This window comes from Bacillus sp. FSL K6-1006, assembly GCF_038593175.1.
In the GTDB taxonomy this organism is placed as follows: Bacteria; Bacillota; Bacilli; order Bacillales; family Bacillaceae; genus Bacillus; species Bacillus safensis.
This window is the reverse complement of record NZ_CP151970.1, coordinates 2,024,308-2,038,380: the sequence shown is the minus strand read 5'-3', so window position 1 is coordinate 2,038,380 and position 14,073 is coordinate 2,024,308. Positions and strand designations below refer to the sequence as shown.

Annotated in this window: 16 protein-coding genes and 1 other RNA gene; 14 read left to right on the top strand and 3 right to left on the bottom strand. The window is 41.8% G+C overall.

Features of this window, described 5'->3' with window-relative positions; genetic code table 11:
- Nucleotides 1-26 precede the first annotated feature (26 nt).
- Entirely contained in the window at nt 27-983 is a 957-nt protein-coding gene (locus NSS65_RS10405) for a DUF2515 domain-containing protein (protein WP_061109278.1), read from the top strand.
- 23 nt (nt 984-1,006) lie between these two features.
- On the opposite strand, the gene sspM is transcribed toward NSS65_RS10405, so the two are convergent.
- Entirely contained in the window at nt 1,007-1,111 is a 105-nt protein-coding gene (gene sspM, locus NSS65_RS10400; RefSeq protein WP_024422772.1) for an acid-soluble spore protein SspM, read from the bottom strand.
- Between the two features lie 197 nt (nt 1,112-1,308).
- Here sspM and NSS65_RS10395 point away from each other — a divergent pair, with 197 nt between their 5' ends.
- The 3 genes from NSS65_RS10395 to NSS65_RS10385 all read left to right on the top strand — a co-directional run bounded on the left by NSS65_RS10395 (nt 1,309) and on the right by NSS65_RS10385 (nt 2,542).
- On the top strand, nt 1,309-1,542 hold the full coding sequence (locus tag NSS65_RS10395; RefSeq protein ID WP_224426684.1) for a DUF5446 family protein: 234 nt from the start codon (nt 1,309-1,311) through the stop codon (nt 1,540-1,542).
- Nucleotides 1,543-1,591: 49 nt separating this feature from the next.
- Nucleotides 1,592-1,972: a YppE family protein gene (locus NSS65_RS10390; RefSeq protein ID WP_260983447.1), complete on the top strand. Its 381-nt coding sequence runs from the start codon at nt 1,592-1,594 to the stop codon at nt 1,970-1,972.
- Nucleotides 1,973-2,080: 108 nt separating this feature from the next.
- Entirely contained in the window at nt 2,081-2,542 is a 462-nt protein-coding gene (locus NSS65_RS10385; protein ID WP_061109277.1) for a YppG family protein, read from the top strand.
- 20 nt (nt 2,543-2,562) lie between these two features.
- On the opposite strand, the gene NSS65_RS10380 is transcribed toward NSS65_RS10385, so the two are convergent.
- The gene (locus NSS65_RS10380) at nt 2,563-2,982 is read right to left on the bottom strand and encodes an Hsp20/alpha crystallin family protein (protein WP_034280483.1); all 420 of its coding nucleotides are present in this window, start codon (nt 2,980-2,982) and stop codon (nt 2,563-2,565) included.
- A gap of 169 nt (nt 2,983-3,151) precedes the next feature.
- On the opposite strand from NSS65_RS10380, the gene NSS65_RS10375 reads away from it, so the two are divergent.
- Complete coding sequence (locus NSS65_RS10375; protein WP_024422767.1) at nt 3,152-3,658, top strand: PTS glucose transporter subunit IIA; 507 nt, start codon at nt 3,152-3,154, stop codon at nt 3,656-3,658.
- A 53-nt stretch (nt 3,659-3,711) separates the two neighbouring features.
- Here NSS65_RS10375 and NSS65_RS10370 read toward each other — a convergent pair whose 3' ends face one another.
- The gene (locus NSS65_RS10370; RefSeq protein WP_326134798.1) at nt 3,712-4,830 is read right to left on the bottom strand and encodes an NADH-dependent flavin oxidoreductase; all 1,119 of its coding nucleotides are present in this window, start codon (nt 4,828-4,830) and stop codon (nt 3,712-3,714) included.
- 159 nt (nt 4,831-4,989) lie between these two features.
- Between NSS65_RS10370 and NSS65_RS10365 the strand changes: the two genes are divergently transcribed.
- The 9 genes from NSS65_RS10365 (at nt 4,990) to NSS65_RS10325 (ending at nt 14,059) form a co-directional block, all read left to right on the top strand.
- Nucleotides 4,990-7,236 carry a DEAD/DEAH box helicase gene (locus NSS65_RS10365; RefSeq protein ID WP_144496177.1) on the top strand — a complete coding sequence of 749 codons (2,247 nt, stop codon included), beginning with the start codon at nt 4,990-4,992 and terminating at the stop codon, nt 7,234-7,236.
- A 24-nt stretch (nt 7,237-7,260) separates the two neighbouring features.
- Complete coding sequence (locus tag NSS65_RS10360) at nt 7,261-8,508, top strand: ribonuclease H-like domain-containing protein (RefSeq protein ID WP_144496176.1); 1,248 nt, start codon at nt 7,261-7,263, stop codon at nt 8,506-8,508.
- A 316-nt stretch (nt 8,509-8,824) separates the two neighbouring features.
- A complete protein-coding gene (locus tag NSS65_RS10355; RefSeq protein ID WP_080652975.1) occupies nt 8,825-9,061 on the top strand; it encodes a CotD family spore coat protein in 237 nt (78 codons plus the stop codon).
- A 48-nt stretch (nt 9,062-9,109) separates the two neighbouring features.
- Nucleotides 9,110-9,652, top strand: coding sequence for a DUF1273 domain-containing protein (locus NSS65_RS10350; protein ID WP_029706022.1), 543 nt, complete (start codon nt 9,110-9,112; stop codon nt 9,650-9,652).
- Nucleotides 9,653-9,727: 75 nt separating this feature from the next.
- Complete coding sequence (gene gpsB / locus NSS65_RS10345) at nt 9,728-10,033, top strand: cell division regulator GpsB (protein WP_012010336.1); 306 nt, start codon at nt 9,728-9,730, stop codon at nt 10,031-10,033.
- A gap of 60 nt (nt 10,034-10,093) precedes the next feature.
- Nucleotides 10,094-10,480: RNase P RNA component class B (rnpB, locus tag NSS65_RS10340), an RNA gene on the top strand.
- Nucleotides 10,481-10,588: 108 nt separating this feature from the next.
- Nucleotides 10,589-11,743 carry a class I SAM-dependent RNA methyltransferase gene (locus NSS65_RS10335; RefSeq protein WP_144496175.1) on the top strand — a complete coding sequence of 385 codons (1,155 nt, stop codon included), beginning with the start codon at nt 10,589-10,591 and terminating at the stop codon, nt 11,741-11,743.
- A gap of 105 nt (nt 11,744-11,848) precedes the next feature.
- Complete coding sequence (locus NSS65_RS10330; RefSeq protein WP_024428119.1) at nt 11,849-12,046, top strand: hypothetical protein; 198 nt, start codon at nt 11,849-11,851, stop codon at nt 12,044-12,046.
- Between the two features lie 75 nt (nt 12,047-12,121).
- Nucleotides 12,122-14,059: an ATP-dependent DNA helicase gene (locus NSS65_RS10325; protein WP_144496174.1), complete on the top strand. Its 1,938-nt coding sequence runs from the start codon at nt 12,122-12,124 to the stop codon at nt 14,057-14,059.
- Nucleotides 14,060-14,073 lie beyond the last annotated feature (14 nt).

Genomic DNA, 14,073 nt, shown 5'->3' with positions numbered 1-14,073 from the left:
ATGCATTTTGTATTGGAGAGATCACCATGTTGTCCCAAGAAGAGCATATCATCACTCAGCAAATTTTGCGTGAAACGAAAGCAAAAAATAAAGACAACCTGACGAGGACAAATGCCTACAAGCGCTTTTATGACCGGCATCCAGAGATGAAATGGTCGCTGCTCGCTTCCTTTGTCTCGAGAAATGCTGGGTGGTCCATGACGGATTTAAAAGGCGAGCTCTTCCATCCAGGTTTAACGGATCAGCAGGGGCACCTTTTTTTCACAGCATATGAAAGAGCGAATTGGCTGATCTTTTCGGATGCTTACCCTCAGCTTCTTTTGTACGAATGGTCTAAGCGATGCAGTAAACCTTTGTTTCATCTGCTTCCTTATTTCTCCGTTTCTCGTTTTATGAGCGCTGAGTGGGAACGCTTCTGGCTAAAGCGTGACACAGAGCGTCTGCTTTATGCACTCATCATAAATGAACAATATACTATACAATCTCCTATTATACAAAATCCTCTTCTGAAAAAGAATGTTTTTCACTCGATTCAATATCTTTTCAGCGAGTGGGGACATTTCCAAACCGTTGTTTTTCCAACGGTGGACGGGCATTTGTACGGCTTAACCATACGGAAGTTTTCCAATGTAAAGGATCGCATTACATTAGGTAAAAAACTAGCGAAACTATTATTTCGAGCCGATTTGTTTTCGGATTTTTATCATTTTTTGCATACCGTTCCGCATACGGGGTCTCGGTTTGATTTTGAACCTTTTTTAGGGATCGCTAGAAGGTCAACACCTTTTCTTCGGACGGTTTATCCGGTGATGACACATTCATTAGACGATCAAAGGGAAGATTGGTTTCAAAAGAAATTGAGTCCATCTTTATTTGAGGCAGAGCCGCTGCCAAAGCAGATTGAGCTGACCGACTGGTATTTTCATAAAAAAAGACAGCTTCGTTTTCTTTTCTCATTAGAGCACTATTTTTTGCATAAATAAAAAGCAGGGGGTGCCTGCTTTTTTTACGTAGATGGACGATTAGGACCGCCGAGCTTTTTATCCAGCTGATCTGGACTGTTTTCTTTCCCTTTTGGCTTTTGCTCTTTTGGTGCTGGCTGCTTTTTCATGAAATCTACCTCCTTTTGTCTTTAGAATTTACACAATCGGACGCAATCATACAAAGAAGGACAAGCATCTGTCGAAAAGGAAGAAATAGCGCTTATCTACACTTAGATTGGCGATTTGCTTCTAGTTTTGTCATGTGTGAAGGAGGGTGAGAAAGAAAAGAGAATGTAACGAGAGACGATAAAGGAGGAATCTGATGATGAGCGAATTTGTATCAAAAGAATCCATTATGCAGTTGTTAGAGGAAATCGAGCGAAAAATTGATGCGGTAGAGGAAGAACTGTCTCTTGCTGTGAAGCAGACGAAACGTGCAGCGATAGAAGAGCAAGAACAAATGATTGACCGGCTTGAATCAGAAGTAAAGGACTGTGAAGTGAAGCTTCATGCAGCCGAGTATAAACTGGCAGCAAGACCGGCATATCACGCCGGATAGCTTTTCTATTTGAGCAATAGGTAAACGTTTGATAGGATGGTTCATAGAGGTGAACACTTTGGATAATCAAACATTACTTGAACATACACAAAACTTGAGAATATGGATCGAAGAAGCGTATGAGCAGTACCAAAAGGGAAAGGCTGAAGAGGAGTACCCATCGTATGATTTTTATACGGATATTCAGCCGGCCGTTGTTACATTTGATCAGAAAATGGAGGAGTGGCTCACCGCTGCCATCTCGTTTATTGAGCAGGCCAATCCTAGATATTTACACCAAGAACAGCTTGAAGCCGTAAAAGAAAATGGAAAAGAGGTTGTCCTGCAATCTTATTTTGGTAAACAGCACGCACCCCGTGTAAAAAATTTAGTTGAGTCAGTGGTTTACACTCTGAACATTTTAATAGAAGAAATCAAAAAGCGCAGCTAAAGACATGATGCTGCGTTTTTCTTATGGCTTCTTTAGGCACATCTTCTGCTCTTGGTCATAATATATGAGTGTCATCAATATGTGTTGAGAGCGAGAGGAGCGAGATAGATGTTCCCTTATTCAAACCAGCAGCCTTATGAATTCAATCAATTCAAGCAAAGGCCTTTTCCGTATCCAGAGATGCAGCAGCAGCCTCCGCAGCCTCCAGACTATTTCATGCCGCCGTATCAAGGTGGAGGGGGAATGAATCAGGCACCATCTACTGTTTATCAGCCGCCTTATGGATACCAAGAAAACGTGCCGCCTTTACAGCCGCCAGAAGCGATGAATCCACCCCAAATGCAGCCGCCTCCAGGCATGATGCCCATGCAGCCGCCTATGAACCCTTATCCATTGCCAAGGCCGCAAAAACAGCAGCCATCTCAATTTAAAAGTGTGCTGTCACAATTCAAAAAGACGAATGGGCAATACGATTTTAACAAAATGTTTGATACAGCTGGCCAAATGATGAGTACAATGAATCAAGTAGGCTCATTGGCGAAAGGATTTACAAGCATTTTTAAAGCATAGCTAAAACCCAATAGATTGATCTATTGGGTTGTTTGCTTTGGCGCAGACACATGAAGCGATTGATCTTTCCACACACTCTTCATTTTCGTTTCATCTATTTTTGCCGGCATTAAAATGGTTTTGGTAAAGCTTGAATACGAAGAAGTCGTATCTGTTTTGATTTTTTCCTGTACTGATAAGTGTAAATATTGGGCTTTTACTTCTAGCGCAATGTCTCCTTCGACAAAATGGTCTGGAAATTGAATCTCGATATACACATTCTGTTCATCCTCTGTCACACCGGTCGTAATGGATGCAAGTGAATGCGATGTGGTCATGAGTGCCTCTGCACTATTTAATATCTCGTGAAACGGGGAGGATGCAAAAAATTGTTCAATCGCTTCATATAGCATATCTTCATTTGCCAGCATTTCATGTTTTTTTTCGCCTTCATGTTTCATCTGAATCACCTCTCATCTACAGCCTATGCAGAGGGGGCTCAGGCGGTTATCAATTGATGAGAGGAAAAAATTATGATTAAATAGTGTTGAATGAAGCAAGGTGTATGGGCGTAAAGTTTCATACACGAAATAGATTTAAGAAGCAAAGCTTGAAGGGAGCAAATTGACATTGCTGAAAAAATTATTCGGTTTCGGAAAAAACCAAGATGATGTAAAGGAAGAAGTCATTTATTCTCCAGTTGATGGAGAGTTAATGGATATGACTGATGTACCAGATCCCGTCTTTTCTCAAAAGATGATGGGAGACGGCGTAGCAGTAAAACCAAAAAGTGGGACGATTGTGTCACCAGTAGAGGGTGAAATCATTCAGCTCTTCCATACAAAACATGCAATTGGCATTCGAACACTCTCGGGGCTTGAGCTTCTGATTCATATCGGACTTGAAACAGTTGGGTTAAATGGTGAAGGATTTGAAGCGCACATGAAAGAAGGGGATAAGGTGAAAATCGGGGATCCTCTTATTACGTGTGATTTAGAACTGATTGAAGAGAAAGCGTCAAGTACAGTGACACCGATTGTGATTATGAACGGTGACCTTATCGAACGACTTGATAAAGAACCAAAAGGCTCTGTAGAAAAGCAGACGTCCAAGCTCTTTACAGTGAAAATGAAATAGTTCATGAAAAAAACTACCCATTGATAGGGTAGTTTTTTATTGAGGTGAGGACATTAATCCTCCATTGGAACCCAGCCTTGACTCGCTTCCATGACAGACCACAATCCTTCTGGAATAAGATACTTGTCTTTTTGGCTGCGTTTAATGACGGTTTCAATCTCTTGTTCTCTGCCTTCTTTAATTTTCTTTGCCCAATCTGGGTCGACGATCAGCTCTCGTGCGACAGCGATGAGAGGAATTCCTTGATTGTAAGCATGGAGTGCATCTTCAGCTGTAATGACGCTGCCTACTCCAATAAGCGGAAGAGCATCGCTGCAGCGTTCTTTTAGCAGTTCCATACGTGTCTTATTAGAATCTGCGCCTCGTCTTGCTTTAGAGCCAATCTCCATTAAAGAGATATGCAAATAATCGAGGCTTTTTGTTTTGAGAACATCCACTAATGTAAACGTCTCTGTCATTGTTAAACCAGGAGTTTCTGGCTCTTCAGGAGATAACCGGTATCCAAAGATAAACGGTTTAGCCGCATGCTCTTTGATGGCCTCTTTAACTGCATCTACAACAGCAATAGGGAAAGCTAGACGTTTTTCTTCGTTTCCTCCCCATTGATCTGTACGCTGATTGCTATGCGGTGAGTAAAATTGCTGTAATAAATAACCGTTTGCCCCGTGAATTTCCACGCCGTCAAACCCTGCTTGAACCGCTCGTCTTGCTGCTTCTTTAAAGGAGTCGATAATTTGCGTAATTTCCTCTTCTTTTAAAGCGCGTGCAATTTGTTTTCCATCTTTAAACACATCATTTGGCGCAACCACATCACCGTTTGGAACTAAATGAGGGAGAGCCTGAGAGCCGCCGTGATGAATTTGAATAATGGCTTTTGTTCCTTTTGCCTGGATAGATGAAGCCAGTTTTTTCAGGCCAGGGATATCTTCATCTCTTGCGATAGAAGGCTGTCCTTCAAATGCCTTCCCATCTGGAGTCACATTCGCACATGCTGTAATCACCATACCCATTTCACTTGATCTAGCTGTAATGAAGTCAATTTCGTCTTTTGAAATGGTGCCGTCGTCATGAGAACCGAAGTGTGTCATTGGAGCAACCACTAACCGGCCATCAATAGAGGCGCCTCCTGGAAACGTAAATGGTTCAAATAAAGGCTTAAATTCGTTTTTCAATCTGATCATCTTCTTCCTTGATAAAATCATTTCACTTTAGAAGTGTAATAGATACTGTTACAACAGTTCAAAGTATTTGCTCATAAGTCCGCATCAAAAAATTGCCGCCTAGTCATGCAAACAAATATTCGGTACACTAGAATGAGAGGTGGACGCAATATGAAAAAGAAAACAATGAACGAACTGATAGAAGAATTAAAGAAAGACGAACAGGTAGAACATTGGCATGAAATTGAAGCAAAGCCTGCACAGACCTCACCCGTTCCTGAAAGAGTGGACGACAGGCTAAAAAAGGCGCTTGAAAAACGAGGCGTGAAAGAGCTGTATATTCATCAAAAAGAAGCCTTTGAACGAGTAATGAATGGTGAGCATGTAGTAACGGTTACACCAACAGCTTCAGGTAAAACGCTTTGCTACAATCTGCCTGTTCTCCAGTCGATTGCAGAAGACCAGACAAACCGCTCTCTTTATTTATTCCCAACAAAAGCGCTCGCACAGGATCAAAAGAGTGAACTTAACGAGATCATCCACGAGATGGATGTTCCGATTCATAGTGAAACATATGACGGGGACACCTCTCCGGCCATTCGGCAGCGAGTCAGACAAGCAGGACATATTGTCATCACAAACCCAGATATGCTGCATTCAGCTATTTTGCCTCATCATACGAAATGGGTCAGTTTATTTGAGAATTTGAAGTATATTGTCATTGATGAGCTTCATACATATCGAGGTGTGTTTGGCAGTCATGTGGCCAATGTGATTCGAAGATTAAAGCGAATTTGTGCATTTTATGGAAGTGATCCAATTTTCATTTGTACTTCCGCAACGATTGCGAATCCAAAAGAGCTGGCGCAGCAGCTCACAGGGAGCAAAGTGCATCTTATTGAACGAAACGGAGCGCCTAGCGGTAAAAAGAATTTTGTGTTTTATAACCCGCCAGTGGTGAATAAACCATTAAATATTAGACAAAGCGCTGCCACTGTCGTCAACCAATTGGCTAAAACATTTTTAAAAGAAAAAATTCAAACGATCGTTTTTGCTAGAAGCAGGGTACGAGTAGAAGTGATTTTAAGTCATATTCAAGAGCTTGTGAAAAAAGAAATCGGTCCAAAATCGATTCGCGGGTATCGCGGAGGCTATTTGCCAAAAGAGCGGCGCGTGATTGAAAAGGGGTTAAGAGAAGGAGACATTCTAGGTGTCGTCAGCACGAACGCACTAGAATTAGGGGTAGATATAGGTCAGCTAAAGGTATGCATTATGACGGGGTATCCTGGCAGTGTAGCGAGTACATGGCAGCAGGCAGGACGTGCTGGAAGGCGTCATGAGGAGGCGCTTATTATCATGGTGGCAAGCTCCTCACCCCTTGATCAATATATTGTCAGACACCCTGAATATTTCTTTAATAGACCGCCTGAAGCAGCCAGAATCAATCCTGAAAATCTCATTATTTTAGTGGATCATCTAAAATGTGCTTCCTACGAGCTGCCATTTCGGACGGATGAACAGTTTGGCGACATGGAAGTAGAAGACATTTTGCAATACTTACATGAGGAAGGGGTTCTTCATTTTAGCGGGAACCGGTATTATTGGTCGGATCAATCGTTCCCAGCGCATGGGATCAGCCTGAGATCTGCAAGCCAGGAAAATGTGGTGATTGTGGATCAATCCGACGTAGCGAATGTCCGGATTATTGGAGAGATGGATCGATTCAGTGCAATGACATTGCTGCATGATGAAGCAATTTATTTACATGAAGGGGTTCAATATCAAGTAGAAAAGTTAGATTACGAGCATTTGAAGGCTTATGTGAAACAAGTGGATGTAGAATACTATACAGATGCTAATTTAGCTGTTCAGCTCAAGGTGCTGGAAATCGATCAAACAACAGAGAAAGAAGCGGTATCTGTTCACTACGGTGATGTGACTGTCAACGCAATGCCAACAATTTTCAAAAAAATCCGGCTCAGTACCGGTGAAAATATCGGCTCTGGTCCAATTCACCTACCGGAAGAAGAAATTCATACGAGTGCGGCTTGGTTTGAATTACACGAGGCAGAGCGGAGATTTGAAGAGAAGACACTTGAACAGCTCCTGCTTGGCATCGCAAATGTTCTTCAGCACATTGTACCTGCTTTTGTGATGTGTGACCGCTCAGATATTCATGTTGTTTCACAAATTAAAGCGGCACATACCGGTAAACCGACAGTCTTTTTATATGACCACTACCCTGGCGGAATCGGCTTAAGCAAAGAAGTCCAAGCTCGTTTCGATGAAATAGCAGGTGCAGCCATTCAGCTGATAGAGCGGTGCCGCTGTGAGAACGGCTGTCCATCCTGCATTGGCATGGAAATGAAAGAGGTGAGCGGAAAAAGCAGCATTGTTGAATTGATGTCTGCATTTTAAGAGGAAGGAGGAAGATACCTACTCATGTCTTTAAAAGGGAAATTAAATCGAATGAAGAAGCACCTATCGCACAACCAGCCAAACGAAAAACGTCAAAAAACAGTGGAAGGGCAGCCTCAGCCTGTGACGGCCGAAAACATTCCATTTTTAAAGGAATGGGAGCAATTGGATGCAGCTCCTTATCACTTTGAGGATTCCTTTTGTCTCATTCGAGAAGTCACCTATTCATTAGATGATAAGCATGGACTCTACTCGTTTGCGGAACTGCCAAAGGTCATCGAGGCATGGAACAAAAGCAGCATCCAGCATTCTTTATCGGCTAAAGGTTACAAGCCGCATGAACTGTTTTTCTTTGATACAGAAACAACTGGATTATCTGGCGGAACGGGAAATATGATCTTCTTGCTAGGACATGCGCGGGTTTTTGCTGACAAAGTAGTGGTGAAACAGCACCTGCTCACAAATCCGGGAAATGAAGCGGCTCTTTATAAAAGCTTTCTCGATGAAGTGAACGTAGAATCACTCGTTACATATAATGGAAAATCATTCGATTGGCCGCAAGTGAAAACGAGACATACTTTGCTGCGAGATCAAATCCCTGCGCTTCCAGAGTTTGGCCACTTTGATCTTCTGCATGGGTCAAGACGATTGTGGAAGCATAAATATGAACGAATGGCACTGTCTGTGGTTGAAAAAGAAGAGCTGCACGTTCACCGGGAAGGAGACACACCGGGTTTTTTGGCACCGATGATCTATTTTCACTTTTTAAAGGAACAAAAACCGAAGCTCATCGAAGGAATTTTGACTCATAATGAATTAGACGTCCTTTCGTTAATCAGCCTTTACATCCATCTATCCAAAAAAATTCTATCTATGGATGCGGTAAAGGAGCATGATGAGAAATACGCGCTGGCTAGGTGGCATCTTGCGCATCGTGATGTACAGGAAGCTACGAAGCATTTGCGGGAATTAACAGGTGCTGATTTTGAACATGCCAATCAGGCGGCTTTTGATCTCTCATTACAATATAAACGGCTAAACGAGTGGGATAAAGCAGTTCGAATTTGGGAAACATTATTTGAATCAAGTGATGTCCATTTGGCATTAAAAGCGGGTATAGAGCTTGCGAAGTGTAAAGAGCATCGCCAAAAAGATGCAAGGTCAGCTCTTTCCATCACGGAATCTTTATTATCTTTCTCATCGTTAAGCGAGCGAGACACAAAAGAGCTTGAGAAGCGAAAAAAACGGCTATTGAGAAAAGCTGGGCAATGAAATATTATTACCCGGGAAAGCGCAAAAAATGACAACGTTCGGCTCTCGGCCGAAAATAAAAATTGTTTAGCACTTTTATTGTAGAAAGTCCGCGAATCCTGTAAAATAACGTTAGATATTGAATGAGGAGCGTATAGCATGTATAAGGGTCTTTTCTACTTGTTTTTTCTTGTGGTCATTTTGGTCGCTTTTGTGTTTTCAAACTATAAAGATATTTTTCTTGCCAACTTTTAAAATAGGTTAATGCATTAGTACATGTACACCTCTTAATTCATACATTGATAATGTAAGAAAATAAAGGAGAGGGGAATGCTACATGTACCATCATCATCATTGCCATCCGAATGTTACACAGCCAATTGTTCATCCGACGAATCATTGCTGTACACACAGCGAGTCAACAACAATTGTGCCGCATATCCACCCGCAGCATGTGACAAATGTTCACCACCATAATTTCAAACATGTTCACTACTTCCCGCATACGTTTTCTCAGGTGGACCCGACAACACATCAACACTTTAACTGCGGTGGACCTTGCTGTAACAGATAAAGTGAATGGGACTTTTATAAGTCCCATTTTTTAAAAGCAGGTGAAAAAATGAAAATTATTGCTGTCACAGGGTACAAGCCGTTTGAGCTTGGGATATTCAAACAAGACGAGCCTGCACTTCAATACATAAAAGCGGAGCTTCAAAAAAGGCTGACAGCCCTTATCGAAGAAGGTCTGGAATGGGTGCTCATATCAGGACAGCTTGGGGCAGAAATTTGGACAGCTGAAGTGGTGTTTGAGCTTCAGGAGGAATATCCAGCGTTAAAACTTGCAGTCATTACGCCATTTTATGAACAGGAAGAGCGCTGGAATGAACAAAACAAAGAGTTGTATGAAGGAATTCTTGCACAGGCCGATTTTGTAGAAAGTGTCACGCATAGACCGTACGAAAGTCCGGCACAATTTAAACAAAAGAATCGCTTTTTTATTGAAAAAACAGATGGTCTTCTCGTCTTATATGATCCCGAGCATGAGGGATCGCCGAAGTATATGATCAGGGAGGCGGAAGCCTATACCGATTACCCCATTATGTACATCACGATGGATGATCTAAGAGCGCAGGTTGAGGCGGAAGATCCGTTTTTTGATTAAAAGCAAGAGAAAATTTGACAACGTCACGTATTTCTGAAAAAATATACTATGAATTCACGATATGAGGTGAAAAAGATGCTTGCTGATAAAGTAAAGCTTTCTGCGAAAGAAATTTTAGAAAAAGAATTTAAAACAGGTGTCAGAGGGTACAAACAAGAAGAAGTCGATAAATTTTTAGATATGGTCATTAAAGACTATGAGACATTCAACCAAGAAATCGAAAAACTTCAACAAGAAAACCTCCACTTGTCAAAACAGCTTGAAGAAGCTGTTGAACAAGGGAAAAGACAGCCTGCACAGTCTAATACAACAAACTTTGATATTTTAAAAAGACTATCGAACCTTGAGAAACACGTTTTCGGCAGCAAACTTTATGATTGAGTCTTGCTGAAAAAGCTTGTGTCAGATGTCATTGTCGTTTATAATAACGCTTATTGATTAACGTTCGGGTAATCGCTGTAATGCTATTTAGGGCATTGCAGAGGAAAGTCCATGCTCGCACGGTGCTGAGATGCCCGTAGTGTTCGTGCCTGGCGAAAAAATAAGCCAGGGCAGCCTGGGAAAGGCTGACGGCAGGAAAAATGCCTACGTCCTTTTTAGGATATGGCAAAGTATCTTTGAAAGTGCCACAGTGACGAAGTCTCACTAGAAATGGTGAGAGTGGAACGCGGTAAACCCCTCGAGCGAGAAACCCAAACTTGGTAGGGGAACTTTCTCAAAGGAACCAAACGGAGAGAAGGACAGAGAATTCTGTAGATAGATGATTACCACCTGAGTACGAGGCATTTGCCGTTTGCAGTACGATGGAACAAAACATGGCTTACAGAACGTTAAATCCGTTATCATAAACATGATGAAACAAAGCTCTCCTATTTCAACATATGGAGAGCTTTTATCTTGAATACATAAAAGGACGAGAAAACAGGTGATAAATCAATGAAAACCTATACACTCATCGCAACAGCTCCAATGGGAATTGAAGCAATTGTTGCAAAAGAAGTAAGAGACCTTGGCTATGAGTGCACAGTCGACAACGGAAAAGTGATTTTCAAGGGGGATGCTCTTGCCATTTGCCGTGCAAACCTTTGGCTGCGTACAGCAGACCGGATCAAGGTACAAGTTGCTGAATTTTCGGCAAAAACATTTGATGAGCTTTTTGAACAAACGAAAGCGATTGACTGGGCCGCTTTTTTACCAAAAAACAGTACGTTTCCTGTCATCGGGAAATCTGTGAAATCTCAGCTTGCCAGTGTGCCTGACTGCCAGCGCATCGTCAAAAAAGCCATCGCTCAAAAGCTTAAATCCTCCTACAACATTCAGTCTGAATGGCTTGAAGAGACGGGACCTGAATATAAAATCGAGATCGCTCTTTTAAAAGATAAAGCGGTTCTTACGCTTGATACATCTGGTGTAGGTCTTCATAAACGCGGATACCGCATGGATCAAGGCGGAGCACCTATTAAAGAAACGCTTGCTGCTGCGCTCGTCTTATTAACGAACTGGACACCTGACCGTCCGTTTGTTGATCCTTTCTGCGGATCAGGAACAATCGCCATTGAAGCAGCGATGATAGGACAAAACATTGCCCCAGGATTTAACCGGGATTTTGCGTCTGAATCATGGGAATGGATCGGTGAAGACGTATGGAACAAAGCGCGTGTGGAAGTTGAAGAAAAAGCAAACTATGATCAGCCGCTCCGCATTATCGCAAGTGACATCGACCATCGTATGGTGGACATCGCAAAAATGAATGCAGAAGAAGCAGGACTGAGTGAACTGATTGAGTTCAAACAAATGCAAGTAAAAGACTTACAAACAAAAGAAGAGTACGGTGTGATTGTTGGAAATCCTCCTTATGGTGAACGACTGAGTGATAAACCAGCTGTTGAAAAAATGTATCAAGGAATGGGTGAAGCGTTTAAGAACCTAGATACATGGTCCATTTACATCTTAACGTCACACGAAAAATTCGAAGAGTGCTTCGGAAGAAAAGCGACGAAAAAGAGAAAGCTGTTTAATGGATTTATTAAAACAGACTATTATCAATATTGGGGAAAACGCCCGCCTAGAAAGCAACCAACCGAATCGTAATAAATGGCCGCACCGAAAAAAGGTGCGGCTTTTTTATGCTGAAAAGGTATAACTCCTCGCGTGGCGGAATAAACTGAACTTGATTTTAAAAAAAGAGGTGTCTTCATGATTCATTATGATCAAATTCAGTTAATCCAAAAAGCACTCAATTCGACTGCTCAAGAAATAGAAGGGCATGAAGGTGGACAATCTGCTCAGCTTACGGCAGCCATCGAAGATTTGGCGCTGGCTCAGGCATACATAGAACGTTCTGAGCATGCATTTTTAATGAAGGAAAGCTATCAACATCGCCTGCGCTCATAAAAAAAGATTGTTTTTCCCCAGCGTAAATGGTACTATTGAATGTCTGAATGATTCAAAAGTTGGGGGTTGAAGCAGGTGACAGCATCTCGTTTGCCTTTTTCATTATCAAAAGAACACAATTTTTACGAAGAACTGGGCAACTGGATTGGTGATGTGTTTTATGACATTTTGCCAGAAAAGGGCTTTGATCTTCGAGATGAACAAATATTTATGGCTTTTCAACTAGAAAGAGCCTTTAAAGAAAAAAGTGTGATGTTTGCCGAAGCTGGGGTAGGCACAGGCAAAACCATCGTCTATCTATTATTTGCCGTCACATATGCAAGGTATACAGGGAAGCCTGCGATTATTGCATGTGCAGACGAAACGTTAATTGAACAGCTCGTTAAACAAGAAGGTGATATCTATAAAATTGCTAATCACCTTGATATTCAAATAGATGCGAGATTAAGTAAATCGCATGATCAATATTTATGCTTAAAAAAGCTGGAGAAAACGATGCAGCGTGAAGATGATGAAAAGTGGCTCGATATTTATGAATCACTGCCTTCATTTGTTCATGAATCACATGGCATGCAAACCTTTTATCCGTATGGCGATCGAAAAGAGTATCCGGAGTTATCAAATGATGAATGGTCACGAATTGGCTATGACTCGTTTCAGGACTGTCTGACGTGCGATATGCGTCATCGCTGTGGTTTGAATTTATCAAGAGATCATTACCGGAAAGCGACAGACCTCATCATCTGTTCACATGATTTTTACATGGAGCATGTGTGGACGAAGGAATCCCGGAAACGTGAGGGCCAGCTTCCGCTGCTTCCTGAGCATAGCTCCGTCGTATTTGATGAGGGACATCTTCTCGAGTTTGCCGCACAAAAAGCGTTAACGTACCGAGTGAAGCAATCAACGCTCGAAACATTTTTGGAACGTCTTTTGCAAAACGACATACGCGAAGAATTTGCAGAGCTTGTTGAAGATGCACTTGCAACAAACGATGAGTTCTTTTATCTCTTAAAAACACATGCCAAAGAAGTCAAAGGCTCGCACCGGCTTGAAATTGGGCGTGTGGATGAGGTGAAGCGTTCTGCAAATGAATTGTGTGACTTGCTTGAAAAAATCGGAGAAGCGCTCGTGTTTGAATCTGAGATGTATACAATCGATCAATACGAATTATCTGTTGTGGAAGAATACATTGAACAAATGGCGTATTCTTTATCGCTTTATCAAAAAAATGCCATTAGCTGGCTGGAAAAACAGGAATTAGATACAACATTTGTTGTGATGCCGAAGACGGTTGCAGAGGTGCTTGGCGAAAAAGTATTCTCGCAAAAAAGACCATATATTTTCTCTTCCGCTACATTGTCTGAGAATCAATCCTTTGATTATTTAGCTGAAAGTCTTGGGATTAAAGATTACTTATCAATGAGTGTCGCTTCGCCGTATGATTACGATGAACAAATGAAGATTTATTTCCATGGTATTCAGCAGCTCGCTGAGCAAGAGGCAAAAGCACAGCAAGTGATCACTCAGCTGAAAGAAAATGGAGGACGATCTCTGATTCTCTTCCCTTCATTTGATGAACTTCATTTCTTTAGAAAACAGCTTGAAGCAGCAAATGAATCACTGCCGTTTGACGTATATTTTGAGGGAGACGAGGAAATCAGCACGATTGTTCAAAAGTTCCAAGCAGATGAAACATCCGTGTTATGTTCTGTTCATCTGTGGGAAGGGCTTGATATTCCAGGTCAATCATTAACGAATGTGATCATCTGGGGACTTCCTTATCCGCCGCATGATCCGGTATTTGAAGCGAAACGGAATGAAGCAAAGGATGCACATGCTGAAGTTGACCTTCCGTATATGCTGCTTCGCTTACGCCAAGGTATCGGAAGACTGATCCGGACAAGCCAAGACGCAGGAAGCATTCATATTTACTTTGATCGTAAAGAAGATACTAAGCTTCAAAGTAAAATTGAATCCGTTCTGCCAGTGAAGCCCATCATCACATCTTAAATAGCTGAAAACTT

Excerpts from the sequence above, each read along its gene's own strand:
- NSS65_RS10405 (WP_061109278.1), top strand. The coding sequence starts at position 27 with ATGTTGTCCCAAGAAGAGCATATCATCACTCAGCAAATTTTGCGTGAA.
- NSS65_RS10355 (WP_080652975.1), top strand. The coding sequence starts at position 8,825 with ATGTACCATCATCATCATTGCCATCCGAATGTTACACAGCCAATTGTT.
- gpsB (WP_012010336.1), top strand. The coding sequence starts at position 9,728 with ATGCTTGCTGATAAAGTAAAGCTTTCTGCGAAAGAAATTTTAGAAAAA.
- NSS65_RS10350 (WP_029706022.1), top strand. The coding sequence starts at position 9,110 with ATGAAAATTATTGCTGTCACAGGGTACAAGCCGTTTGAGCTTGGGATA.
- NSS65_RS10395 (WP_224426684.1), top strand. The coding sequence starts at position 1,309 with ATGAGCGAATTTGTATCAAAAGAATCCATTATGCAGTTGTTAGAGGAA.
- NSS65_RS10335 (WP_144496175.1), top strand. The coding sequence starts at position 10,589 with ATGAAAACCTATACACTCATCGCAACAGCTCCAATGGGAATTGAAGCA.
- NSS65_RS10365 (WP_144496177.1), top strand. The coding sequence starts at position 4,990 with ATGAAAAAGAAAACAATGAACGAACTGATAGAAGAATTAAAGAAAGAC.
- NSS65_RS10360 (WP_144496176.1), top strand. The coding sequence starts at position 7,261 with ATGTCTTTAAAAGGGAAATTAAATCGAATGAAGAAGCACCTATCGCAC.
- sspM (WP_024422772.1), bottom strand. The coding sequence starts at position 1,111 with ATGAAAAAGCAGCCAGCACCAAAAGAGCAAAAGCCAAAAGGGAAAGAA.
- NSS65_RS10330 (WP_024428119.1), top strand. The coding sequence starts at position 11,849 with ATGATTCATTATGATCAAATTCAGTTAATCCAAAAAGCACTCAATTCG.
- NSS65_RS10380 (WP_034280483.1), bottom strand. The coding sequence starts at position 2,982 with ATGAAACATGAAGGCGAAAAAAAACATGAAATGCTGGCAAATGAAGAT.
- NSS65_RS10385 (WP_061109277.1), top strand. The coding sequence starts at position 2,081 with ATGTTCCCTTATTCAAACCAGCAGCCTTATGAATTCAATCAATTCAAG.